General features: G+C 63.8%; 20 protein-coding genes and 3 pseudogenes. 9 read left to right on the top strand and 14 right to left on the bottom strand.

The window, feature by feature from the left end; all coding sequences use genetic code 11:
* Window positions 1–12: 12 nt before the first annotated feature.
* Genes nrdF through nrdI form a run of 3 tightly spaced genes read right to left on the bottom strand, consistent with a single transcriptional unit; the run spans window position 13 to window position 3,749 of the window.
* A complete protein-coding gene (nrdF, locus tag NHL51_RS07385) occupies window positions 13–1,041 on the bottom strand; it encodes a class 1b ribonucleoside-diphosphate reductase subunit beta (protein ID WP_434142810.1) in 1,029 nt (342 codons plus the stop codon).
* A 33-nt stretch (window positions 1,042–1,074) separates the two neighbouring features.
* Window positions 1,075–3,252: a class 1b ribonucleoside-diphosphate reductase subunit alpha gene (gene nrdE / locus NHL51_RS07380; RefSeq protein WP_434142808.1), complete on the bottom strand. Its 2,178-nt coding sequence runs from the start codon at window positions 3,250–3,252 to the stop codon at window positions 1,075–1,077.
* The gene (nrdI, locus tag NHL51_RS07375) at window positions 3,249–3,749 is read right to left on the bottom strand and encodes a class Ib ribonucleoside-diphosphate reductase assembly flavoprotein NrdI (protein WP_434142807.1); all 501 of its coding nucleotides are present in this window, start codon (window positions 3,747–3,749) and stop codon (window positions 3,249–3,251) included. The genes nrdE and nrdI overlap by 4 nt, the downstream gene beginning before the upstream one ends.
* 237 nt (window positions 3,750–3,986) lie before the next feature.
* Here nrdI and NHL51_RS07370 point away from each other — a divergent pair, with 237 nt between their 5' ends.
* From NHL51_RS07370 to NHL51_RS07345, 6 genes are read left to right on the top strand one after another with little or no spacing between them, the layout of a single operon-like run.
* Window positions 3,987–5,885, top strand: coding sequence for a phosphoenolpyruvate carboxykinase (GTP) (locus tag NHL51_RS07370; protein WP_434142805.1), 1,899 nt, complete (start codon window positions 3,987–3,989; stop codon window positions 5,883–5,885).
* A gap of 19 nt (window positions 5,886–5,904) precedes the next feature.
* Entirely contained in the window at window positions 5,905–6,864 is a 960-nt protein-coding gene (locus tag NHL51_RS07365; RefSeq protein ID WP_434142804.1) for a metal ABC transporter substrate-binding protein, read from the top strand.
* Window positions 6,865–6,867: 3 nt separating this feature from the next.
* Window positions 6,868–7,671, top strand: a complete 804-nt coding sequence (locus NHL51_RS07360) for a metal ABC transporter ATP-binding protein (RefSeq protein WP_434142803.1) — start codon at window positions 6,868–6,870, stop codon at window positions 7,669–7,671.
* A complete protein-coding gene (locus NHL51_RS07355; RefSeq protein ID WP_434142801.1) occupies window positions 7,668–8,603 on the top strand; it encodes a metal ABC transporter permease in 936 nt (311 codons plus the stop codon). Before NHL51_RS07360 ends, NHL51_RS07355 begins: the two co-directional genes overlap by 4 nt.
* The gene (locus NHL51_RS07350) at window positions 8,600–9,478 is read left to right on the top strand and encodes a metal ABC transporter permease (protein ID WP_434142800.1); all 879 of its coding nucleotides are present in this window, start codon (window positions 8,600–8,602) and stop codon (window positions 9,476–9,478) included. Before NHL51_RS07355 ends, NHL51_RS07350 begins: the two co-directional genes overlap by 4 nt.
* Before the next feature lie 16 nt (window positions 9,479–9,494).
* Window positions 9,495–10,223, top strand: coding sequence for a metal-dependent transcriptional regulator (locus tag NHL51_RS07345; RefSeq protein WP_434142798.1), 729 nt, complete (start codon window positions 9,495–9,497; stop codon window positions 10,221–10,223).
* On the opposite strand, the gene NHL51_RS07340 is transcribed toward NHL51_RS07345, so the two are convergent.
* Both NHL51_RS07340 and NHL51_RS07335 read right to left on the bottom strand, forming a co-directional pair.
* Entirely contained in the window at window positions 10,176–10,853 is a 678-nt protein-coding gene (locus NHL51_RS07340) for a metal-dependent transcriptional regulator (RefSeq protein ID WP_434142796.1), read from the bottom strand. The genes NHL51_RS07345 and NHL51_RS07340 overlap by 48 nt on opposite strands.
* A gap of 179 nt (window positions 10,854–11,032) precedes the next feature.
* A complete protein-coding gene (locus NHL51_RS07335; protein WP_434142795.1) occupies window positions 11,033–11,161 on the bottom strand; it encodes a helix-turn-helix domain-containing protein in 129 nt (42 codons plus the stop codon).
* Window positions 11,162–11,245: 84 nt separating this feature from the next.
* Between NHL51_RS07335 and NHL51_RS07330 the strand changes: the two are divergent.
* Window positions 11,246–12,028, top strand: a pseudogene (locus NHL51_RS07330) (M24 family metallopeptidase).
* 135 nt (window positions 12,029–12,163) lie between these two features.
* Here the strand turns inward: NHL51_RS07330 and aztD are convergent.
* From aztD to aztB, 4 genes are read right to left on the bottom strand one after another with little or no spacing between them, the layout of a single operon-like run.
* On the bottom strand, window positions 12,164–13,360 hold the full coding sequence (aztD, locus tag NHL51_RS07325) for a zinc metallochaperone AztD (protein WP_434142794.1): 1,197 nt from the start codon (window positions 13,358–13,360) through the stop codon (window positions 12,164–12,166).
* A 38-nt stretch (window positions 13,361–13,398) separates the two neighbouring features.
* Window positions 13,399–14,319 (bottom strand): zinc ABC transporter substrate-binding protein AztC, encoded by a 921-nt coding sequence (gene aztC, locus NHL51_RS07320; RefSeq protein ID WP_434142793.1) that lies wholly within the window; start codon window positions 14,317–14,319, stop codon window positions 13,399–13,401.
* Window positions 14,316–15,518, bottom strand: coding sequence for an ABC transporter (locus NHL51_RS07315; RefSeq protein WP_434142792.1), 1,203 nt, complete (start codon window positions 15,516–15,518; stop codon window positions 14,316–14,318). Before NHL51_RS07315 ends, aztC begins: the two co-directional genes overlap by 4 nt.
* Entirely contained in the window at window positions 15,515–16,390 is an 876-nt protein-coding gene (gene aztB / locus NHL51_RS07310) for a zinc ABC transporter permease AztB (RefSeq protein ID WP_434142791.1), read from the bottom strand. The genes NHL51_RS07315 and aztB overlap by 4 nt, the downstream gene beginning before the upstream one ends.
* A 21-nt stretch (window positions 16,391–16,411) precedes the next feature.
* Between aztB and NHL51_RS07305 the strand changes: the two are divergent.
* Both NHL51_RS07305 and NHL51_RS07300 read left to right on the top strand, forming a co-directional pair.
* Window positions 16,412–16,858: pseudogene (locus tag NHL51_RS07305) on the top strand (ATP-binding cassette domain-containing protein); the annotation flags it as partial.
* A 331-nt stretch (window positions 16,859–17,189) separates the two neighbouring features.
* Window positions 17,190–18,379: pseudogene (locus tag NHL51_RS07300) on the top strand (IS3 family transposase); the annotation flags it as partial.
* 995 nt (window positions 18,380–19,374) lie between these two features.
* On the opposite strand, the gene NHL51_RS07295 reads toward NHL51_RS07300, so the two are convergent.
* From NHL51_RS07295 to NHL51_RS07275, 5 genes are all read right to left on the bottom strand, one after another.
* Window positions 19,375–21,123 (bottom strand): copper resistance protein CopC, encoded by a 1,749-nt coding sequence (locus tag NHL51_RS07295; protein ID WP_434142789.1) that lies wholly within the window; start codon window positions 21,121–21,123, stop codon window positions 19,375–19,377.
* Window positions 21,120–21,863: a YcnI family copper-binding membrane protein gene (locus tag NHL51_RS07290; protein WP_434142788.1), complete on the bottom strand. Its 744-nt coding sequence runs from the start codon at window positions 21,861–21,863 to the stop codon at window positions 21,120–21,122. The genes NHL51_RS07295 and NHL51_RS07290 overlap by 4 nt, the downstream gene beginning before the upstream one ends.
* 81 nt (window positions 21,864–21,944) lie before the next feature.
* Entirely contained in the window at window positions 21,945–23,186 is a 1,242-nt protein-coding gene (locus NHL51_RS07285; RefSeq protein WP_434142787.1) for a Dyp-type peroxidase, read from the bottom strand.
* Window positions 23,186–23,767, bottom strand: a complete 582-nt coding sequence (locus NHL51_RS07280; RefSeq protein ID WP_434142786.1) for a copper chaperone PCu(A)C — start codon at window positions 23,765–23,767, stop codon at window positions 23,186–23,188. The genes NHL51_RS07285 and NHL51_RS07280 overlap by 1 nt, the downstream gene beginning before the upstream one ends.
* Before the next feature lie 258 nt (window positions 23,768–24,025).
* A complete protein-coding gene (locus tag NHL51_RS07275; protein WP_434142785.1) occupies window positions 24,026–24,661 on the bottom strand; it encodes a hypothetical protein in 636 nt (211 codons plus the stop codon).
* Window positions 24,662–24,821 lie beyond the last annotated feature (160 nt).

Genomic DNA, 24,821 nt, shown 5'->3' with positions numbered 1-24,821 from the left:
TCAGAAGCAGGCTCAGAAATCCCAGTCGGCATCCGTGGTGTCCTCTCCCATTCCCATGACGTAGCTTGATCCCGAGCCGCTGAAGAAGTCATGATTCTCATCGCTGCCCGGGGAAAGCGCGGCGAGGATCTCCGGGTTTACCTCTGTCTCCTCGGGTGTGAACCGTGCTGGGTAGCCGAGGTTCATGAGCGCCTTGTTCGCGTTATAGCGCACGAACACTGCGACGTCGTCCATGAGCCCGAGCGGTTCGTATAGTTCACCCGAATACTGCAGTTCCAATTCGTACAACTCTTCGAGCAGGGCGAAGGTGAAGTCGCGCATCTCCTGCTGCTCGGCCTGCGAATGCGTTTGGAGGCCGCGCTGATATTTGTACCCGGAGTAGTAGCCGTGCACGGCCTTGTCGCGCAGGATCAGCCGGATCATGTCGGCCGTGTTCGTGAGCGTGGCGTGCACCGAGAAGTGCAACGGCAGATAGAAGCCGGCGTAGAGCAGCAACGATGACAGGAGCGTCGACGACACCTTGCGCTTCAGCGGATCCGGGCCGAAGTAGTGCTGCAGCACTTTCTTGCAGCGCTCCTGCAGCAGGTCGTTGCCGACGGCCCACCGGTATGCGTCGTCGATCTCTGGGGTCGAGGTGAGTGTCGAGAACACGGAGGAGTAGGAGCGGGCGTGGACGGACTGCATGAACGCGATGTTCGTGTAGACGGCTTCCTCATGCTCGGTGCGGGCGTCCTGGATCTGGCAGATCTCACCGACCGTGGCCTGCACGGTGTCGAGCATGGTGAGGCCGGTGAAGACGCGCATCGTGAGCGTGCGCTCTTCCTGGCTCATCTTCTGCCAGGCGGGGATGTCGTTCGAGAGCGGCACTTTCTCGGGGAGCCAGAAGTTCGCGGTGAGCCGGTTCCACACCTCGAGGTCTTTGTCGTCGCCGACGCGGTTCCAGTTGATCGGGCGCAAGCGTGCTGCGGGGTCGTGGCGGTAGGCGGGCGGGGTGACGGAGAGCTCGGTGAGCGAACGGTCGAACGCGAGGGAGTGGGTCATGTTGCTGGTCTTTCTGAGTGAGGTCGGGTGGGGTCAGAGGGCGCAGGAGACGCAGCCCTCGATCTCTGTTCCCTCGAGGGCGGGCTGGCGCAAGCGGATGTAGTAGAGCGTCTTGATGCCCTTGCGCCAGGCATAGATCTGCGCCTTGTTGATGTCTCTGGTCGTGGCGGTGTCCTTGAAAAACAGCGTCAGCGAGAGGCCTTGGTCAACGTGCTGGGTGGCGGCGGCGTAGGTGTCGATGATCTTCTCGGGGCCGATTTCGTAGGCGTCCTCGAAGAACTCAAGGTTGTCGTCGGTCATGTGCGGGGCTGGGTAGTAGACGCGGCCGAGCTTGCCTTCTTTGCGGATCTCGATCTTTGCCGCGATCGGGTGGATCGATGCTGTCGAATGGTTGACGTAGCTGATCGACCCGGTCGGCGGCACCGCCTGCAGGTAGGCGTTGTAGATGCCGTGCTCTCGGATTGAAGCCCGTAGTGCCTCCCAGTTGGCGACGCTCGGCAGCGCGATCCCGGCGGCTGTGAAGAGTTCGCGCACGCGCTCGGTGGCGGGCCGCCATTCCTCTGCGATGTAGCGGTCGAAATAGGTGCCGTCGGCGTAGTCGCTCTGATCGAATCCCGCGAAGGCTTCGCCGTGTTCTAGCGCGAGCCGGTTCGAGGCGCGCAGCGCATGGTAGGCGACAGCACGGAAGTAGGCGTCGGTGAAGTCGATACCCTCCTCGCTGCCGTAGTGGATGCGCTGGGAGGCAAGATAGCCGTGCAGGTTCATCTGCCCGAGCCCGATCGCATGCGACGCTGCGTTTCCGGCTGCGATTGAGGGCACCGCGTCGACATCGGTCTGATCCGACACGCTCGTGAGCGCCCGCACCGCCGTCTCCACCGTCGCCCCGAAATCGGGGGAAGCCATTGCCTCGGCAATGTTCAGCGAGCCGAGGTTGCAGGAGATATCCTGTCCGACTTCCGCGTAGCCGATCGCCGCATCGTAGGTGGAGGGGGTGTTGACCTGGAGGATCTCGGAGCACAGGTTCGACATGTTCACCCACCCCTGAAGCGGTTTCGCACGGTTCACGGTGTCCTCGAACAGCACATACGGGTAGCCGGACTCAAACTGCAGTTCCGCGAGGGTTTTGAAGAACTCGCGGGCGCTGATCGTGGTCTTGCGGATGCGCGGGTTCGCGACGAATTCCTCGTATCGGTCGGTCACCGAATGATCCGACAGCGGGATGCCGGTCTCGCGCAGCACGTCGTAGGGGCTGAAGAGGTGCATCTCGCGGTTCTGCTTCGCCAGCTCGAAGGTGATGTCCGGGATCACGACCCCGAGCGAGAGGGTCTTGATGCGGATCTTCTCATCGGCGTTCTCACGCTTCGTGTCGAGGAACCGCATGATGTCGGGGTGGTGCGCGTGCAGGTACGCCGCGCCCGCGCCCTGCCGGGCGCCGAGCTGGTTCGCATAGCTGAAGCTGTCTTCGAGGATCTTCATCACCGGCACCACGCCGGAGGCCTGATTCTCGATCTGCTTGATCGGGGCGCCCGTCTCGCGGAGGTTCGTGAGCAGCAGAGCCACTCCGCCGCCGCGCTTGGAGAGCTGCAGGGCGGAGTTCACACTGCGGCCGATCGATTCGAGGTTGTCCTCGAGACGCAGCAGGAAGCAGGACACGAGCTCGCCGCGCTGCGCCTTGCCCGCGTTCAGGAACGTCGGGGTCGCCGGCTGGAACCGACCCGACAGCATCTCGTCGACAAGGCGCGCGGCGAGCTCCGCATCGCCCTGTCCGAGGAAAAGTGCCGTTGCGACGACACGCTCCTCGAAGCCCTCCAGGTAGCTGCCACCGTCGAAGGTCTTCAAAGCGTAGGAAGTGAAGAACTTGAAAGCGCCGAGGAACGTCTGGAAACGGTGCCCGAAGCACGAAGCCCGCTCGTGCAGCAACGCCACGAAATCCGCATCATAGGCGCGCAGGTACGCCTCTTCGTAGTAGTCGCGCTCGATCAGCCACTCCAGTCGTTCCCACACGGAACCGAACCGCCTGGTGTTCGGGGCGACCTGCTGCGCGAGGTAAGCGTCTGCGGCCTCACGATCCTTGTCGAACTGAATCGACCCGTCCAGTGCGAACAGGTTCAGCTGCGCATTCAGGGCGTGGTAGTCCTTGCGCTCGCCGACCCTGGCACGCTTCGGGGGAGCCGGGGTGGTGTCGGTGTTGGGTGGTGCGGTGATGGTCATGCGATTTCCTTCTCGTTCAGCAGGGTGGTCGGGTGCGCCCAGAACTCGGGGAGCCCCTCGTTCACACGGGCGACGTCGCGGTCAGTGCCGAGGAGCTCGAAGCGATACAACTCGGGCACCCGACACTTGGCGGAGATGACGGGCCCGGCGAGGCAATAATGCTCGCCGAAGTTCGTGTTCCCCGCGGTGATGACACCGCGAATCAAGGCCCGATTGGCAGGGTCGTTCAGGAACTGGATCACCTGCTTCGGCACCGCTCCCGACTGCTCGCCCCCGCCGTACGTCGGGAGGACGAGCACGAACGGGCGGGTTACCCGGATCATGCCGTCGAGTCGGGGCCGTAGCGGGATCCGTGCCGCGTCACGATCAAGTCGCTCAACGAATCGCCTGGTGTTCTCCGACACGCTCGAGAAGAACAACAGGTCGGGTGACTCCTGGCCTTCGAGCACCCGAACTTCCCGGTCGGCATGCCCCGGAAATCGGTGCTTCACACTCATGCGCGCATCACTCCCATCTCAGTCAAGAACCCAACATGTAGTAGGCGCTGGCCCTTGCCTCACTAGATCTAGTGTTAGCACGATCTTCGAGTGCGGGACTACGACACGCCCATGTTTGCAACTACGGGTAGCCGAACATTAGAGTTAGACGCGCTGACCATGGTGGAGTGCGGGCAGGGCGCATCACCAGTCCACGCGGGCCGAGACCGGCCTACTGAGAATGAGTGAGGTTGTGCCATGAGCGATCCAACGCGGATCCAGATTCCTGTCGAGATTCAGAACGAGAGCATCCGCGCATTCGTGGAGGAGTGGGCCGGAATTACCGAGCCCGACAGAATCGAGCTCGTCTCGGCTATCGATGACCCTCGGCTTCTCGGCGAAGCCCTCACCTCCGGTGAATTCCTGCCCGCAGGTGAGGGCCGCTACTACGCGAGATCCCATCCGAAGGACACCGCCCGCTCCGAGGAGCGCACGGTTGTCGCGACCTCGGATCCCGCTGACCGCGGCCGCTATAACAACTGGCAGTCCACAAACGAGGTGAAGCCGCTCATCGTCGAGCGGATGCGCGGCGCATCTCGCGGGAAGACGATGTACGTCGTCCCCTACCTGATGGCACCGCCCGGCACCCCGCTTGCGGCCTACGCAGCTGGCGTGGAGCTGACGGACGATCGCACGGTCGTGCTGCAGATGATCCGCATGGCCCGCGTAGGCCTCGAACACTTCGACGGGCTCACTGACCCGAACTTCTTCGTCCGTGGCGTGCAGGTTACCGGCGATCCCGACACGCTCATGCACGGCACGCCGGAGGACGCGCGCCTGTTCGCGACCATCGCCGACGAGCGCACGATCCTCCATTACGGCTCCGCCTACGGCGGCAACGCACTCCTCGGGAAGATCGCTCATGGCCTCCGCCAGGCCTCCTATGACGGCTACATCTCGGGCAAGTTCCTCGCCGAACAGTTCCTCCTGTTAGGCATCCGTGACCTCGAAACCGGTGTCACCACTCACGTCTGCGGCGGGTTCCCAAGCGCATCGGGTAAGACCAACCTCGCGATGACATTGCCGCCGGACACGCTCGGGGATAGGTACCGGGTCGACTTCTACGGCGACGATATCGCCTGGTTGTGGATCGACGACGAGGGCCGCTTGCGGGCGATCAACCCCGAGAATGGCGCGTTCGGAGTCGCGAAAGATACGAACGAGCACACAAACCCGACCGCGATGGCCGCGATCGCGGAGGGGTCCGGCACGATCTTCACCAACACCGCCTACAATCACCTGACCGGCGACGTGTGGTGGGAGGGCCTCACCCCGCACCCGCCCGCGGAGCTCGAGGGCTGGCTCGACTGGACCGGGGCCTCGATCGCCGACCGGGGCCCCGACCAGCAGGACGCTCCGTGGGCGCACCCGAATAGCCGGTTCACGATCCCGCTCCCTCAGGTCCCGAATCTCGCCGCCGATGCAGCAGACCCCGCGGGTGTTGTGGTCGACGCGATCATCTTCGGGGGACGCACTCGCGACCGCGAACCCCTGATACGCGCTATCGACGACCCGGCAGTCGGCGTCTACGACGGCCTCACCCTGGGAGCGGAGGCGACGTTCGCAGCGGAAGGCGTTGACGGTCAGCTCAGATACGACCCGATGTCGATGCGGCCGTTCTTCTCTTACTCCGAGGGACGCTATGCCCAGCACTGGTTGAGTGTTCTCCGGCAGGCGCGGGAGCTGCCGGTATTCGCGCACGTCAACTGGTTCCAACGCGACCCCGAGGACGGCCATTACCTCTGGCCCGGTTACCGCGAGAACCTCCGCGCCCTGAACTGGCTCTTCCGCTACCGGAACGGGGACGTCCACGGGCGGCCCACTCCAGTAGGTGTCATTCCTACGGCGGAGGAGCTCGATCTCACCGGCCTCGACATTCCCGCTGAGGATCTCGAGCGGCTCCTACAAATCGACACGAAGCGGTGGATTGAGGAAGTGCAGCATCGACAGGCACACCTCGCGAGCCTGCCCGATATTCCGCGTGAGATCTGGGACGCTCACGAGGCCCTCACTACGGCACTCACCAGGCACGCGGCCTCGGCAGGCCAGGAGCATCCTGGCTTCCGCCCTGGTTCCATTCTCCCCGACACCCACTGATACAGGAAGGCTGCCTCTTTTGAAGATCACCCGGAAGTTCCTCAACGGAATCGCGTTCACGGCGATCGCCGCACTCAGTCTCACCTCCTGTGCGAACCCCGGTGTCCCCGCGCCGCGCGGGGATGGCGACCCGCTCAAGGTGTACGCGACCACCGGATATCTCGCCGACGCGGTGGCGAACATCGCGCCCGATGCCGAGGTCACGACGATGGTCGGCCCTGGTGGGGACCCGCACACATATCAGCCGTCAACGAAGGACATCGAGACAATCCAGAACTCAGATCTGGTGTTTTGGAACGGTTTGCATCTCGAAGCACAGATGACGGACATGCTCACCAGTCTCGGCGACCGGCAGCTCGCCGTCGGTGACCGACTCCCGGACAGCCTCCTCCTTGACTGGCCCGAAACCGACGATCAGGGAAACCCGCTGCATGATCCACACGTCTGGAACAGCCCCGAAGCATGGTCGCTCGTGGTGGAATACGTCGCTGACAAATTCGGGGAGACCGACCCTGAGAACGCGGACAAGTACCAAGCAAACGCCAACGCCTACCTTAACCAGATCGATGCGGCCGTTGCGGAGGCCCACGAATTGCTGGGCGACGGGAAGATCGCGCCGCGCATCCTGATCACCGGGCACGACGCATTCAACTACTTCGGACAGACCTTCAACCTCGAGGTGTATGCCACCGACTTCGTCTCGACCGAGGCGAAGCTCAGCGCCGGTGAGCTGTCGGAGCTTGCACAGCTCATTGCCGACAACGCGGTGCCGGTGATTTTCCAGGATAATCAGGCCAATCCCCAGGCCATCACGAGCCTGAAAGAGGCCGTCCGGTCACTCGGGTGGCAGGTCGAGGTGTCCAGTGAGGAACTGTTTGCGGACTCTTTGGGTGCGGAGGCTCCTGTAAACACCTATGTCGGCGCGTTCTCGCACAACGCCCGTGCTGTTGCGGAAGCACTGAAGACAACTGGAGAGTAGAACGTGACACACCTGAGCGATACACACGAATCCCGCACTGGAACGAATTTACTCGAAGAACGCGCAATCCCTGCCTGCCGCACCCGTAGCCTTTCGGTCGCCTATCATGCCGAGCCGGTGCTGCGAAGCGTGGACTTCACGGTGCCCCAGGGGGTGGTGATGGGGATCGTCGGCCCGAACGGAGCCGGGAAATCGACGCTCATTAAGGCCATGCTGGGCCTCGTGAAGCCGCTGACCGGCACTTCCGAGTTCTTCGGGCAGCCCCTCGCACGCACGCGGAAACGGGTCGGCTACATGCCGCAATCGACCAGCGTCGACTGGGACTTCCCGACCACCGTGCTCGATGTGGTCACAATGGGCACCTACGGCTCCCTCGGCTGGATCCGCCGCCCCGGAAAGCGCGAGCGAGCCCGTGCGGTCGCGGCCCTGGAGCAGACCGGGATCCCGGATCTCGCGTCCCGTCAGATCGGGGAGCTCTCTGGAGGGCAGCGGCAGCGCGTGTTCCTCGCCCGCACGCTGGTGCAGGCCCCGGATCTGTACTTCATGGACGAGCCGTTCCAGGGCATCGATGCGAAGAGTCAGCAGGCCATCGTCTCCGTGCTGCACACTCTCAGGGAGCAGGGCAAGACGGTGGTGATCGTGCACCATGACCTCGCCACCGTGCGCGACTACTGCGACCATGTCACCCTGCTGAACCGCCGTGTCGTCGCTTCGGGACCGGCCGACGAATCGTTCACGCGCGAGAACATCCGCACCGCGTACGAAGTCACCGCAGGTGATGATGCGTTCCTGGAGTTCGCGTCGTGACTCTGATCGAGTTCCTCGGGAACCACACCTACCGGATGGTGCTCTTCGGCACCATGACCATCGGGCTCGTCGCAGGCGCGCTCGGATCCTTCGCCTATCTGCGCAAGCAGTCGCTCATCAGCGACGTGATCTCCCATGCCGCGCTGCCCGGCACGCTCCTCGCGTTCCTGACCGCGGTCGTCGTGCTGGGCGCGGACGGCCGCAACATGATCGCGCTGATCATCGGCGCGGTCATCGTCGGAACCCTCGCGGTGCTCTTCGCCAACGGCGTGACCCGGGTCTCAAAGATCCGCATCGACACCGCGATGGCCGTGTCGCTCACGGTCTTCTTCGGCAGCGGCATGCTGCTCATGCGGATCATCGCGAACGGAGCCTTCCCGGGCAAGGGCGGCATCCAGGACTACCTCTTCGGGAATGCCTCCGTGATCACGATCGCCGACCTCACCACGAGCATCACCGTGGGCGCCCTCGCCCTCGCCCTGATGCTGGTGTTCTGGAAGGAGTTCGCGCTGCGCACCTTCGACCCGGATCACTCCACGGTGCTCGGGTTCCGGGCACGCACGATCGACACGCTCATGTTCACCACGATCGTGATCGCCACCGTGATCGGCGTGAAGGCCGTCGGCCTCGTGCTCATGGTCGCGTTCGTCGTCACCCCACCGGCCGCGGCCCGTCAGTGGACGCGCACCCTACCGGGCATGGTCGCCCTGTCCGCCGTGTTCGGCGCGGTCGGCAGCGGTACCGGAGCCTACCTATCGATCGTGCTCGGCAAGGTGCCAACCGGCCCGCTCATCGTGATCACGCTGTTCGCGATCTTCCTCCTCTCGCTGCTGTTCTCGCCCCGGCGCAGCATCCTCACCCGCGCCGTCTCACGCGCGCGTGCACGCACAATCCTCAAACGCGAACTCCTCATAGAAGGAAGACACCCATGAGCTTCGTTCTCGGCACTATGCTCCTTGCGGTGGTCACCGCCTTGGCCTGCGCGCTCCCCGGCGCATTCGTGGTGCTCCGACGCAACTCGATGCTGGTCGACGCGATTAGCCATTCGATCCTGCCGGGGATCATCTTCGGCTACTTCTTCACCCACAACTTCAACTCTCCCTTCATGATCGCCGCCGCCGCCCTCGCTGGCCTTGCCGTCGTGCTCGGCAGCGAATGGCTCACCCGCACAGGATTGCTCACCGGCGACGCCCCGCAGGGCCTCATATTCCCCGCCCTGTTCAGCGCCGGAGTGATCCTGGTCACACTCGAGTTCGCGAACATTCACCTCGACACGCATATGGTGCTCGCCGGAGATCTCAATATCGCGGCCTGGGAACCGCTCATTATCGCAGGAACACGAGTCGGACCCGCCTATCTGTATGTGATGCTCGGCGTACTTCTCATCAACGCCATATTCCTCGCACTGTTCTACTCGAAGCTGAAAGTTACCACCTTCGATCCTCAGTTCGCGACCAGCCTCGGCATCCGATCCCGGCTCCTGAACACCGCATTCATGTTCCTCGTCTCCGTCACCGTCACCGCCGCATTCAACGCAGCCGGCGCGATCCTCGTGATCGCACTCGTCGTCATACCGGCAGCGACCGCGTACCTGCTCACCACCCGTCTGCCGGTGATGATCGCGTTCACCGCGCTCATCGCCGTCGCCGGAGCGCTCGCCGGGTTCTGGGTCGCGTATGTGCTGAACGCCGCGACAAGCGCAGGCATGTCAGTCTTCTACGGTCTCGTTTTTGCTGCAGTGCTCATCGTCACGAAGCTGCGCCAACGTCAGATCCGGAGTCGGCGCCAATCTGCCGTATCGGCGTGAACAAGCAGGAACGCGCATGTCGACTCCGCAAGAGGTCACGATCATCCCGTACCTCAAAACGATCTGGATCCTGCAGCATGAAGAACAGGCCCGCGTTGGCATCACCATCCTCAGCAAACGGCTCTCGAAAGCCCCAGCTACGGTGTCTCAGACCGTTCGCGCGCTCACAGTCGCACGGCTCATCCACCACAAACCGTACGGCCCGATCGAACTCACCCTCAAAGGTGAGCAACTCGCGATCAAAGTAGTACGCAACGACCGGATCGCCCGCGCCTTCCTCTACCGGGTCCTCGACTACCCATGGCCGGACATCGCGGGAGAAGCCGACACGCTCATGACTGTACTCCACGACGGCCTCGCGAACCGACTGCATCTCCTGTCAGGCTCGCCACTCACCGACCCGTACGGTAACCTGATTCCCGGAACGGGCGCATCGTCTCCGCGAGGGGCTCGCCCGCTGACCGAGCAGCCCCTCCGTACCGAGCTGGAGATTCTGCGCGTCCCGGACGCTGAACCCGCACTGCTCGACCGCCTACATTCGTTCGGTCTCGTGCCCGGTCGCATCGTTCAAGTTGAACGAGTCGACGACACCACTGAAGTGATCGAACTGATGTGCAACGACACGGCGCGCACAATCGGAATCCACTCAGCCCACCGCATCCTTGCAGCACCAACAGTTGGGGCGTCAAGGCCTGGCTCAGATCAGCGGCTCCACCCAGACCGCATCAGAAGCAGCGCGCCCTAACGGGAGCGGCTCACTCCTCCCCTCAACGAGGACCTCGACCGCTTCCGAATAGGGCGCAGCCGGATGTGACTCAAGCATCGTACCGAAGCGGATACCGTTCTCCGCGAAGAACTGCAGTAACTGTGGGTCTTCGTCAGAGATCCGCTCCACCCGCGCCCGCTGCCCCGACACCAATTCAGTCAACAGGATTGCGTCGGGGCGTGCGACGACGCCGTCCGCTGTTGGTATCGGGTCACCATGGGGATCACGGGCGGGATGCCCAAGGAGCTCGTCCAGACGTTCGATCATGAGATCGGAGACAGCGTGCTCAAGCATCTCGGCCTCATCGTGCACCTGATCCCATCGATATCCGAGCGTCTCCACGAGGAACGTCTCAATCAGACGATGCCGCCGCACCATTGCCACCGCATATACCCGCCCCTTTGTCGTTAGCGTCACCGCACCATACGGGGCGTGCTCAATGAACCCCTGCTCAGTGAGTTTCCGAACCGCGTCCGATACCGAGGAGAGCTTCAAGCCGACCCGGTCGGCAATCAGCTTTGGCGTCACCGGGGCATCTGACCACTCCGCCAGCGACCACACCGCCTTCAAGTAGTCCTGGGTACTCGAAGACAACTCAGACACAGTCACTATGGCAGAGTACCGCTCCCCAGACGTCCCAAGGGCTCCGTTGCCCGGAGCGTCCGGAGACACGGAGGCCCAAAAGACATAGCGGCCCTCAAGGTGCCACGGCTTCACGGAACGTCGTTGATCGCTCCTGCCTGTCTGGCACGCGCCTAAGAGGTTCGACGACCTCGTTCCAGACCGAGTCACGGGAATAGGTCCAGCACTCGTGCGATCGCCGCAGCGGTAGAGAACGACGGTGCTGCAACGCGACCGGACTCGATCTTGCGGAGGGTCTCTGGAGAAACAGCTGCCGACAGAGCGACGTCGATCATGGTCCGCCCCTCTCGTTCTCGGCGCAGTATCCTTCCCAGGCGCTCCCCCGTTCGATCTGCTCGGGTGAATGCGGTAGACGAACCATGGAAATATTCCAATATCGGTACGGTTATACCGGTACTAGTGTCGCGAACGGAGGGGCGTGTGGGATCGAGATCCTGAGCAGTGTCGAGCTGAACCTAGCGAGGGTCGCCGGTCGGCTCGTGGGGAACATCCTCGCGGCGTTGCGAGCTTAGTGCTCAGTTGGCTCCAGCCTTCTAGAGATCGATCGGGAAGCAGAGCGACTGATTTACGCCGTCAAGGCCACGTCCTTCTCCGTCGACTATGCGCCAGCATTTGGTCGCGGGCCGCTCGGGCATCATATCTGCGCCCCTTGAACGACGCGATCCTCCACGGGTGCCATTCGACTATCGGCTTGCCGATGGTGACCTTCTCGCCCTTGACCTTGCGATCAAGAAGGGAGGCATGGCCGCGGACGCTGCCATCAGCTTCATTGTCGGAGAACGACGTGAATCGGGTGATGCGGCGATGATCTCCGGGCTGGGTTCAGCATCAATACGGAATTCGGAGGGCATGGCATTGATCCCACCATGCATCAGGACCCGCACGTCTCGAATGTTGGCCGCCCATGTCGAGGATACCGACTGCGTCCTGGCTTGTTGCTCGCACTCGAACCCTGGGTGATGGCTGACGCATTTCACCTCGTCACGCACCCCTATGATGGGTGGACGCTACGCAGCAGGACCGGCGGTCGGGCCGCACACAGCGAACACCCCATCGCCATCACGGAATCCGGGCCGGAGGTCCTACGCTACCAAGCGAAGCCTGGCGTCAATCGGCATGAGGCGACTGTATCGCCGACCTGACCGACTCCCTCGGGTCAATTGCGTGTACCGCACGAGCAGTGCTCAGTCTGTTCGCGTCTTCCAGTCAAGATTGCTTAGCGGGCAGAGCTCACATTGGAGTCCTGCCCGCTACCGTTGAGTTAGCGACTAACGAAGCTACCCGACAGCGATGGCCAGTTCGTTCGGGGTGTGATCGAGCTCGGCTGAAGCTGTGACCTTTCCGGTTGTCAGATCCACTGCGTGCACCCTCTTCGCTGCGGGTTCGGTGATGTACGCGATATTACCGTTCACTTTGATCGCCGGGTGCGCGTCTTGCCATGCGGCTGGGCCTTCCCACGGCTCAATGACCGGGAAGGAGTTCGTGATCTTGCCGGTCTTCGGCTCGAGTACGTGGACTTGCCCGTCCGTCGACAAGATGTAGGCGAGGTCGCCGGGTCCACGCGCGAGGTCACGGAATGTGTACCGCACTTCTTCCGGCAGCGAGAGCACCTCGAGGGTCTCAGCGTCAGTGTCGATGAGGGCGACCGAGTTCAGCAGGTAGCCTTCCGCATCGGGGTCGTTCTTGTAGTCTCCGACAACGATGGGGCTGGTTTCGGAGACGAAAGCGTTCCCCATCCGGCCGTACGCATCCGGGGCGGCGAGTTTTGTGAAGGAGCCGTCCTTGAACAGGAGCGCGCCGTTCTCGCATCCGAAGACCACGGTCTCCTTGGCTGCGGCGCCCTCCCCATGGATGCCTGGGCAGTCGGCATTCACGGCTTCCTCGAGCCAGCGATCCTCGTGCGGGTGCAAGGCCTTCGCTCCCGTGCGCGAGGTCTCGTCACCGACAGTGGTGAGCAGCGACCCGTCCTCGAGGACAATCGAAACACCGTGGTGTGGAGCATCGGCGGTGTACGTCATTGTCTTAGGTACGGTTTCGTAGCCGCCGGCGAACCCCGCGGTGGGGACGATGGTTGTTGTGCCCGTGCCGTCATCAAACAGTACGGTGTTCTCGCCGTGGATCACCACGTGGCCGGCAGTCTCGGCCTTGAACATCGCGTCGGTGAGGGCGGGAGCAGAGGTATCGAGCATCTGGAAGCCCTCGGACGTGGTCACAGCGATCGTGCGTCCATCACCGAAGGCGTTGAGACGAGTGAACTCCTCGGTCTTGAATTCACCGACGACATCGAGGGTTTGGGGATCGAGTACGGCGATCCCACCGGGGTAGGAGACCGCCACGCGGCCTGATGTCTCCGAGGCAGCGGGGGATTGCTCGCCGTCGGGCGGAGCGGTTCCACCTGCAGCGCAGGCGGTGACAAGCAGCGAGACGCCCGCCAGCGCCAGGGCCGCAGCGCCCATCCTGTTATGTTGCTTCATATTCTTCCTTTCGTGGCGACCCCTCTAACGGGGGCCTGTCAGGGGGTGAGTCCGTCGGCGATGCGCTGCGTGTTCGTGCGCATCATCAACAGATAGGTATCTGCTCCCCCACCAGGTTCGGTGAGGGACTCGGTATACAACTCGACGACATTCACATGGACGCCGGCCTCAGACGCAAGGACCTGGATCAGTCGGTCGGACTGTGAGGACTCGGCAAAGATTGTGCGAACTCCGGCCTTGTCGATCGCGTTGGTGAGGTCTCGGAGATCCGCGGCGCTGGGTGCGGCGAGAGTGGTGCCGCCCGGTATCACTGCGCCGATGACTCGGAAATCGAACCGTTCAGTGAGGTAGCCAAATACGTGATGATTGGTGACTAACGCGCGCCGCTCGGAAGGAATTTGCGCGAACGTCTCCACCATCTCCGTGTCGAGGGCGGCAAGCTGCGCACGATACGCGTCAGCGTTCTCATGGACTTGGGTCGTATCGATCCCATCCACCTCGACCAACGCTGCTTCAGCCGCGTTCACGACCTGCACCATGCGCGCTGGGTCGGTCCAGAAATGCGGATCATCGGGGCCCTCAGCGTCCCCGGACGCATATGGCAGAGTCGTGATCACGTCACCGGCGACGACGGCAGGTACGCCAGCAGACGTGGCGCGATCGATGTGCTTCTGTAAGCCCTCCTCGAGCCCCAAACCGTTGGTTACGAGCAGGTCAGCGCTGTCCATCAGCGCAGCCTCCTGTGCAGATACCTCGAACGAGTGCGGGTCAGCATTCGGCTTCATCAGGGTCGTTACCGCTGCCGCATCGCCAGCAAGATTCTCGACGACGTCGCCGAGGATGTTGGTCGTCACAACGATCTGGGGCCTCTCGGGTTCCCTCGCTTCAGCACATGCGACCAGACCGACGCCGAGCATAGTCGTTGCAGCGGCCAACGCGAGTGCGCGTAGTACCTTCATCGCCCTACCTCCGTGAAAAACGCTGGCTTGCTCGGCGATATGAGAGACCGGGCAACGCGGGCTTCGTCGGCAAAGTCGATCTCGTAGACGACGCCTTTTGCCGGCGCATTGACGTATGCGCGCTGGCCATCGACAACAAGTGACGAGCCCATGCCCCCGTCGGCGAGCAGCGGATCCGTCGAACTGACCATCACGGCCGTCTTGGCGAGATAGACCACGACTCGGCCGTCAGCATCGATCGCGACCACGTGCCCCTCTGTATCGTCCACGGTCGATACTCGCGTCAGCGGGCGTGGGGTCGGAATGAAGACCCAGCTGCGCTCACGCGCGTCGAGCAACCAGAACCCCGTGGACCCTGCCACTGCCGCAACGGTCGGCCGTCCCTTGCGTCCCTCGAATGATCGCGCACGTTCAGCGACGATTCCGACCGGATATGGGATACGTTCAACACTGACCTTTGACCCCTTCCACGTCGCGAGTACTGCTCCGTCATCGCAACCGATCACGAGCCCAGCCCGGGTAGTGATCGCCCCTGCGGCGTCGACGCAGTCGAAGGAATCTCCCACTGGCTGCCCGTCACGGTCGTGATAGACCAACTGGTCGCCGTCGGTGACGAGAGCGCCGTCGCCAACCGGAGCGACCAGCCCCGACCTAGCATCGGTCTCAATACGAAAGAGTTCCTCGATCTTGCCGGCTGTCAGAGACTTATTATCGAGCAGCACCGCCTCGCCTGAGCCTGTGAAGAACACCCCCGTGGTGCCGGCTGTGGAGAGCGCGCCAAAGGTGACAGTTACCGGACCGGCACCGGGCAGCTTTCCGAGCAAGGCGGGTTCGGCACGGTAATAGTGGAAATGGTCGCCGTGGTCCCAACTCCACCGGCCCGAGTCGATCACGACCACCCCTTCCCCTGTGGTGACGAAGCCATAGCGGCCATCACTGGCAAGCGATTGGGGTGCGGGAACGCCACCGATTTCGGACGTCTGCTCACTGAGCAGATCAAGCAGTGCAGCATTCCCCTGCTCATCGATAGAGAGGAGCCCGAGTGGAGGTTCACCGATCTCTTCAGCCCCGGCGATCGCGCCGTGGCCCGATCCACTTTCAGGCGAGGCGGTCGAGGTCTCTGCCGGCGCGGGAGTGCAGGCGGAGAGACATCCAACTGCTAAAAGAACGGTGAACGTCGTGAGGTAGCGGGAAGTCATCGGGTCCTTTCCAAGGGAAGCTGTGAGACGTGTTCATGGCGAACTCGGTGACGGGCAGCGCGGGAGAGCAACGTGCGCAGGGGTGCCGAGCAGGCGGCGAGGAGCACCGCGGCGGCTCCGATAGATGCTCCTGCCGCGGTTGCAAAGTGCCAGGATGCCAACAGTCCCAGAAACACTGCGGCTGCTCCGAAAGCAATGGCACAAAGCATTGTTGCCGGGATGCGTGTGGTCCATGCACGTGCCGCGACCGCGGGGGCGAGGAGAAGTCCCACGACTAGCAGCGTGCCGACCGCCTGGAACGACGCGACGACAGCGAGCGTCACGAGTGCAACCAGTACCACGTTCGCGAACGGCGGACGCAGCCCGAGGGTACGCGCGATTCGGGTGTCGAAGGCGGCCGCGACGAATGCGCGATGAAACGCAGCAGTCACGCACACTGTTACTAGGGCTCCCACCAACAGAAAGATGATGTCGTCGGTGCCGATGGCGAGGATGTCACCGAAGAGAAGAGCCGTGGCGTCCGTCGCAAAACTCCGCGAGTGCGACACGATGATCACCCCTACGGAGAGCATCGCGACAAAAAGGAGACCAATGCTGGTGTCGTAGGACAACCGGCCACGGCGCTGAAGCAAACCTATGGCCGCGCTCATCACCCCGGCGCTGAGTGCCGCCCCGATCAGCACCGGCGCACCGGTCACGGTGGCAAGGGCAACCCCAGGAAGCATCCCGTGTCCGATCGCTTCCCCGAGGAATGCCATCCCGCGAATAACCACCCACGTCCCCACCACCCCACAGATCACCGCAACCAGGAGCCCGCCGGTGAGGGCGCGGGTAAAGAAGTCCACAGCAAATGGGGCGAACAAAGGAGGCATGACACATCACCATACAGGAGAATGAGAATCATTCTCATTAGATGTTACGGTGGGGCCATGAACCGAACTTCAGCGATCTCTGCACGCGACGTATGTTACGGCTACACCAACACGGATGTCTTGCACGCTGTTTCCGTTGAACTGCGTTTCGGCGAGATCGTTGCCGTGGCGGGGCACAACGGGTCTGGGAAGTCGACTCTGCTTGAGGTCCTTGCTGGCGTGCGAAGACCGCGTTCCGGTGAGGTTCACCAGTTTGGGGATCTTGCACTCGTTGTGCAACGTCCGTCTGCGCCAGAGACGCTACCGGTGACCGCAGCGGAGGTTGTACGCATTGGCACCTGGAAACGCGGCAAGCGCGTGTCGCGCACAGCCACACGACGCGCCGTCGGCGAAGCTCTCCACCGAGTCGGAATGATTGACCTTGCCACACGCCCACTCTCGGAGCTTTCTGGAGGGCAACGGCAGAGGATCTTCCTTGCACAGGGCATCGTGCGCCGCCCGGACATTCTCTTACTGGACGAGGCCGCGGCGGGACTCGACCATGAAAGCGCTGACCGACTGCAGCAGATCCTGCGCGATGAGGCAGATCGAGGCGCGGCCGTCTGCACGGTCACTCACGACGACACGGCCGCATTCGCAGCAGACCGAGTCATTCGTCTGCAGAGCGGAAATGTAGTCAGAGAAACCGTGAGTACGACCAAGTGAGGGCCGGGCTGCTGGTCCAAGATCACGGCAGGACAGACGAGATGTGTGAATCGGCCTGACTTTCGTTCTGTTCTTCAAGCAAGGATGAAACACGATGAACAGGAAGTATTCGCCGGAGATGCGGGAACGTGCGTTGCGGATGCTCGCGGAGACGCGGCCGTCGCACCGAACATGATGAGCGCGCTTCGTCACGTGGCGGGGCTGCTGGGCATGAGCCCGGAGACGTTGCGACTCTGGCAGCGTCGGGTTGAGGTCGATGCTGGAGTGAAGCCGGGGTTGACGACGGAGGCGGCGGCGGAGATCAAGCGGCTGCAGAAGGAGAACGCCGAGTTTCGCAAGGCGAATGTGATCCTCAAAGCTGCGAGCGTGCTTTTCGCGAATGAGCTCGACCGCGCCCGACTGAGATGATCCGGTTCATCACCGAGCACCGGGATTGTTTCGGGGTCGAGCTCGTCTGCCGGGTCCTACGCCCGGCAGTCCAGGGGTTCCTTACCTCCCGCGGCTACCGCGCCGCGATGGGTCGCGCCCCCATCCGTCCGGCAGCTGCGCGACGACCTGCTTGTGCCAGAGACCGCGCGGCTGCACGCGGAGAAGTACGGCGTCTACGGGCGACGGAAGATGCACGCACTGATGCGACGCCAAGGGTGGGAGACCGGCCGCGACCAGACCGAACGCCTGATGCGCCTCGCGGGCGTCCGCGGTGTGAAGAAATCGAAGCGGGTCTTCACCACACGCTCCGACAAGACGACGGCACTGCCCTCCGATCTCGTGAACCGCCGCTTCACCGCGCCAGATCCCAGGCGACTTTGGGTCTGCGATGTGACCTACGTCGCGACGTGGTCCGGGTTCGCATATGTCGCGTTCGTCACCGACGTCCACTCGAAGCGGACCGTCGGGTGGAACGTCGCGTCGACGCTGCGGCCCGAGATCCTGCCGATGATGCAGGCGCTGGACATGGCAGCCTGGAACGCCGGCGGCCGACTCGACGGACTCATCCATCACGCGGATCGCGGGTCGAACTACACCGCGATGGTCTGCACGGAGCGGATCGTCGAACTCGGCGCTGTCCCCTCCATGGGAACCGTTGGCGACTCGTTCGATGGCGCGATGGCCGAGGCAGCCAACAATCTCTACAAGACCTAACTGATCCGCCAGCAAGGCCCCTGGCGAACGGTCGAGCAGGTCGAACTCACGACGCTCGAATGGGTGTGGTGGTGGAACAACTCCCGCCTCCACGGCGAACTCGACATGCGCACCCCATTCGAAGTCGAAGACGCGTACTACGCTGACCTCGAATCAGCCAATCCAGCAACCGCCGGACAAGGCCCCAATGGGAACGAAAGTCAGGCCGATTCAGACCGAGGACCTGCGAAAACGACCTCGACTTCGATCGTTGCCGCAAGTTCACAAGCTTCCGAGGGTTGCTTCGCTGCTGGCCAACGTAGCGCGGCCGCGTACATGCACCGCCGTATCAACTCCGCCATCGAAGCAACGGGACGTCCGGTGAGCCATATCGCCGCTTCGCCTGGCAGACAATAGACAACGTGCGCCCTGGATCCTCGTCACCGCGTATATTGGTGGACACCGCGGGATGGCCGCCTGAGAACTCGACCGCGGCGAACTACCCGTGGACGAGCGTCGGGGCCGATTGGCGCCTGTCCCTGACCGGTCACTAGCTCCGCTCCAACGCCGGTGGACCCCGCCCCAGCGTCACTACTCGTTGCTACACCACCACCGGGGCTCTGTCCAAAGCGCAGAGCGACAAGGAATCACAGGATGCAGGAACAGTGCTCCTCGTCGTAGACCATCGCGCGAGAACGCAGACTAGGTGTGGGACCCGGGCAGCGATCCCGATCTGCAGCGCACGGCCACGCTCTCCGTCGTCCTCGACTCGACTGTGACGGAGCTAAGCGTCATTGGCGATTCCTAGTTGACACACCTGGAAGGACACGACGATGAAACCTGGTTTTGGGGAAGTTTTGCCTGCACTGTTGTTCACAAAACCCCACGTTCAACTGAACTCCATGACGCGCTGACTTTACGTGCAAAAGGATTGATCGCCCGCGTGACTGCGGTCAACGGCGTGGGAGGTGAGCTGATCCGTTCCCCTCGCACATGAAATCGTGAATCGGCGTTCTGCCGCATGATTCCGCGGTTTCCGTGAGCCTCACCTGTGGATAACTTCACCGTGATACGCGACTCAGCACGGTCGGTAGCACATGAGTTGGCGCATGAAGCGTTCCGAGCCCACCGACGTCGGTAGGGCCGTTTTCAGTGACTCAACCGATCGTGACCGGGATGATTACGATGGGCTGCGTGTAGGTGTCGATGCGGGTTGTTATCTGGATCTGCCACTCGCCCGCCACGGGCATCGTGAGCGCCGCCTCGTACCCACCCGTCGCCGCGTCGAACTGCGGGGTTGCGGTGAAAGGGCCGAGTTCCTGCTCGGGCAGGCGTGCCTCAACGGTTACCTCTTCGGTAGTGATGGGTTCACCCTTGTATTCCAGGCGGAACGCGACCGTGTTCTTGCCGATGGTGGCCGGTGTGATCGTGCCGTCGACGGTCAGCCCTTGCGACGCGGCATGCAAGGCAGTCTCTTGCGCCGGGGGTGCGGTGGTCTCGGTGCCGTGCGAGTGCTCGGGAGTCGTGGTGGGGCTGGTGTTGGTGAGGAATCCGGTGACCGCAAGCACCGCGACCAGCAGCATGGCCTCGGCAGTGAGAGTGCGGCGCAAGCTCACCCACTGCCGCTCGTCTGCCGGGTGCCGGGTGATGCGGGGCAGGAGGTCGTTGCGGTTCCATGCTGCGACCGCGATGACCGCTCCGACGATGATGAGCTTGATCGTGAGGAGCAGGCCGTACCCGCTGCTGACGAGGGACTGCCAGGAACCGACGATGAGCACGGCCATGATGGTGCCGCTGACCGCGAGCAGGATCACGCTGTACAGCGCGAACCGCGAGAACCGGGCGACCACTCCGGCCGAATGCCGGGCCGAGATGCGGGGGCGTCCGCCACGCACTGCCGGGCGCGCGGCACGAACATACAGCAGGAGTCCGGTGACGCCGCCGAGCCAGAACGCCCCAGTGGCGAGGTGACCGTAGTCTGCGGCGAGCATCACCCACACGGGCTGCACGGTCTGGGTGTGCCCGACCAGGAGCGGCGCGGCAAGCGCGAGGGCCGTGCACCCGAGCGCCCAGGCCCTGCCCGCAGCACCTCGCGAGCGGGATCCCAGAATCGTGGCGGCGAGGCCGAGCACGGTGACGAGAGTAGTGGCGGCGAGAAGTTGCCAGGAGACACCAGGCATCCAGGTGCTTGCGGGGAGGAGCACGAGGTCGCCGCTCTCGGGCAGGTAAGTGATGAACTCGCGGCCGGTGACGCGCGACCCCGACGCCGGGATGAGCAGCAGCGACGCGACCACCGCCGCGCCAATGGCATAGTGCAGGATCCGGCGGGTGCCCCGGGTCGGGGCTTCGTCGCGGCGGAGCACGATGCGGTCGAAGCACAAGAGTCCCGCCAGGAGGAGCAGTCCGAGGTACTGCGCGACAGTAAGCAACGACACGATGGTGTCGGTCACGACCGGATCGGCGGGGGCCGCGCTCGTGTCGGGGGCAGTGTAGTCGCCGTCACCGATCTGGAAAGTCAGCGCCCCGCCGATGGGATGCCCGTCAGCAGACACGACCCGGTAGGCGAGCGCATACGCGCCCTCACCCAGATCGTCGGGCAAGGTGATCGTGACGGTCGTATCGACCGTGCGAGCAGTGAGCACCACGGGGGTGCCGTCGCCGGGGAAGAGACGCATCGCGTCTTCGATCAGCTGCACGGGCTCATTGAACCGCAGCTCCACGGTGTCCGGTGCCGCGTCGATCACGGCACCGTCCTCGGGATTCGTGCTCAGCAGTTCGGCGTGCGCCTGCGCGGGCGCGACCCCGACCCCGAACACGAACAGCAGCCCGAGCAGCAGCGCGCCCACCGCACGCAGGACCGTGCGCCTTGCGTGCGGTGGGAGCTCCCCGGCGACGGTGAGGGTCATGCCTGCTTGCGCCCCCGGATCAGCGCGATCACACCCGCGATCAGGCCCAGCCCGCCGACGACGAGCGCGGTGGTCACGAGCGGCGTCTGGTCATTGCTCGCGGCCGTCTCCTCGTTGTGCGCCGCAGCCTCCCCGGTGCTCGCTTCGGAGGCCTCATCCCCGTGGCCGTGGCTGTCGCCGCTTGCTGCGACGACCTCGAAGCCGGGTGCGGGCAGCTCGAGTTCATGGGGATCCTGCCCATCTGCGGGGATCTGCACCCACGCCGACTCACCCTTTTCACAGGTCTGCACCGCTGGGAAATACAGCATCGAACCTGCCGCCTCCTCGGGGAGCTGCAGCGACAGCTCGAACACGTCACGCTGATCCGCAGGCAGCGGAGTCGAGGCCGTGTAGACGACCTCGGCGACCCGCTCGGTGACCTCGTTGCCATGCGCGTCGGTGATCGGGGTGTCCAACTGCTCCATGGTCTTCTCGACCGTGTAGAAGCTGTTGCGGGTCGGGGTGACCGCGTTGATCCCGTCCGGGATCTGGATCGCAACCTTCGTCGTCGGCGAGGCGTCGCAGCCGTGAGGAACGCTGAGGGTCACGACCGCGTATGCGCCTGCCTCGTTCGTGTTCGGGCTCGCACCGACATGCGCGTGAGCACTTGCCGTGCCCCCGAGCGTGAGCGCGACTGCGCCGAGTAGGGCCGCACCGCCCACGAGGAGGGGGCGCTTCTTGGAATCGGTGTTGGTGTTCATGTTAATGATTTCTTTCTTTCAAATGATGTGTGTGATGTGTTTTCTTGGTGCGCTGCGACCTCGCGGAGATGCCGCCATGGGTCAGCGCAGCAGGGTATCGCCGATGAAACCGCCCTCCGCACAGCCGGGCGGGATCGCAAACACCGCCGACCCGATCGGGGTAGTCCACTCGTTGAGCAGATCGAGCTCGTCCAGGCGGCGCTGGATCGGCACGAACTGCCGCTCCACATCCGCCTGGTAGGAGACGAAGATCAACCCCGACTCCGACAGCTCATCACCCGCAGGCGGGCCCTGATAGTTGTAGGCACGACGGAAGATCCGCTCGTGCGCCTCGACCGGGCGGGCCCTCGCCATATGGGAGAACTCCGGGATCACCGTGAACCCGATCGGGGTCTTCGCCTCGAAGTCAGGTTCATCGAACTCAGCCGCCGCCCCGTGCGGGCTGCTCGTGAGCGGTGCGCCGTTGGACTGGAACCGGCCGATGGATTGGTCGCGTCCGGAACGGTCGAGACGATCCCACTTGTCCAGATCCATCCGGATCCTACGGATCACCGCCCCCGTGCCGCCCGAAAGCCAGCCGCCCGTGGACCACACGACCTCGTCGAAGTCCGCGGTGCCGGGGGTGGGGTTGGTGGTGCCGTCGACCTGCCCGAACAGGTTCCGCATCGTCGTGCCCGGCTTCACCGAACCGTGCGCGCGCCGGAACCCCGACTGCACCCACCGTAAGCCTGCGAAGCTGCGCGTGTCCTTGAGGAGCATCCGGGTCGCGTGCGCGACCGTGACCGGGTCGTCCGAGGCGACCTGGATCAGCAGATCCCCGTCACCGTACTCCGGTTGGAGCTGGTCGATGCCGAACGCGGGCAACGGCCCCAACCACCCGGGGCTGGGGCCGCCCGCGCGAGCGACGAAGCCCGGCCCGAACCCAAACGTCACCGTCAACCTCGCGGGTGCGACTGCGAGTTCCGGTTCGGAATCCGCGAGCGGCGGCACACCCTGCGTGAGACGCGCCGCATCATCCGTGAGGATCCCCATCATGCGCCGCAGCCCATCCCGGTCAGTCTCCTGGTGCAGGTCGAGGCCGATGAACACGGCGTGCGCCTGTGCATCGGTATCCACCCCGGCCTGATGTGCACCGTAGAACGGCACCGTCTCGCTACCGTTCAGCGGCATCGACGCAGGCGCTTCACCGCCGCGTGGGGTGAGGGCGTAGTCGATGCCGAGTGCGGCGGCCGCGCCGACCCCGGCGGCAGCCCCTCCGAGGAGGAACTGCCGCCGGGTCGACGACGCCTTGCCGGACGGCTCGCCCCGGTCGGCGCCCCTCATCAGTGCTCGCTGTGGTCGGCGTCGTCGTGGTTCATGTCGCCATGATCCATGTCGCCCTCATACGTCTCGTTTGCGCCCGCGTAGTCCTTCGCGACGGCCGTGAACTCGAACGTGGAGCCGTCGGAGAACGTGAGGGTGAACGTCACCTCCTGACCGGCCTGGATCGCCTCCGGGAGTTCCATCAGCATGAGATGGTTCCCGCCGGGTTCCAGGTGCAGGTGGTCGTTCGCGGGGATCGTGAAGCCGCCCTCGACCTCCCGCATCACCATCTGCCCCGAATCGTTCTCGACGGTCTCGTGGAGTTCCATCATCGGCGACGCCGACGATTCCACCAACACCACCGTCACGTCCTGGTCTGAGTCGTTCTCGAGCGTGCCGAACGCGGCCGTCATCTCGCCCGGCTGCGCGGTCTTCACCCACGCGTCTTCGATCGAGACCGCGTCCGCCTGGGCCGTCTGCGCGGCAGATTCCTCCTGTTGTGTGTTCGTGCCGCCGGTGGCCCCTGTCGCGCATCCGGTCAGCGCGAGCAGCGCCACCCCGAACACGGCCCCGGCGCGCGCGGCGCGATTGCGAATCTTCATCATTGGTTTCTTGTGCCTTTCAAACATGCATACTCCCGACCGCCAGGCGCACTCGTGCGCCGGGTTGGCACCGCACCCGCCTGTGCGGGGATGCGGTCAGATCAATACGAACTGCCGTATAGATACGCCCAAACGCGCTCTCCTTAGTGGTGGCAGGGTTCACGCAAGCGACAGCGCACGCAAGATAGGCGTGCGTGCGCGGCGACAACCGGCTACAGCACACGAATCGCCAGCCTGAAAGCGGCGACACTGAGAGAGTTAGTGAGCGATCCGAAAGATACGAGGCGGCCCGCGCCTGCTCAGCGTCGATGCGTGAAGCTGCGACAGCACCGACCAACCGCTCGTCTCCACGGTGACCGGCACCCGCGCCGGGGCCGTCGCGACCGGGAAACGCAGCGGCACCACGAGACGATGCCGCACCCATGCGACGAACTGCTCCGCCAAGGCGCGGAGACGATGAATCGCCTTCTCACCCCTATACAGGAAGAAGACCGTGACCGCGGCACCGATGAAGTGCGACACCCACATCGTGGCATCGCCATGCACCAGCGTGATCGTCTGCTCCGACACCACCGGCATCTGCATCATCCCGTGACCGTGATGGTGACCGGCGGACATATTCATCTGCGCGCCCGCGGTAGGGGTGCCAAGCACGAAAAGCGTGTGAAACAGCATCTGGCTCGCGACCACCGACACCGACAGCCGAGCAAGCGACAGCTTCCGCCCAGCAAGCAGGATGCACACCATCAACGACAGCAGCAACGGCACAGCGATACCCAGCGGCCCAGGCATCGCGCCCCCGCCGACGACATGCGAGAACAATGCCGCGAACGTCGCGATCCCGGCCGCGCTCGATCCGCGCACCAAGTGCGGGAGACGCGACGGAGACTGCATACACCCATTATCGCAGTTCCGGTAGCTTCACACCGCTCCACCCTGGCCGACCGGCTTCACGCTCTCTGGACAGCGCCCTCCGCGCGCCTCCAACCCCGAACCTCTTCAGGGACTGCTGCACGGATAGGTGACATCTGAGTTGGCTAGGTGTAGTTCCTCG

The organism is Leucobacter sp. gxy201 (assembly GCF_051043335.1).
Classification (GTDB): domain Bacteria; phylum Actinomycetota; class Actinomycetes; order Actinomycetales; family Microbacteriaceae; genus Leucobacter.
Note: the sequence above shows the minus strand (reverse complement) of the source record. Positions and strands in the feature narration are given on the sequence as shown.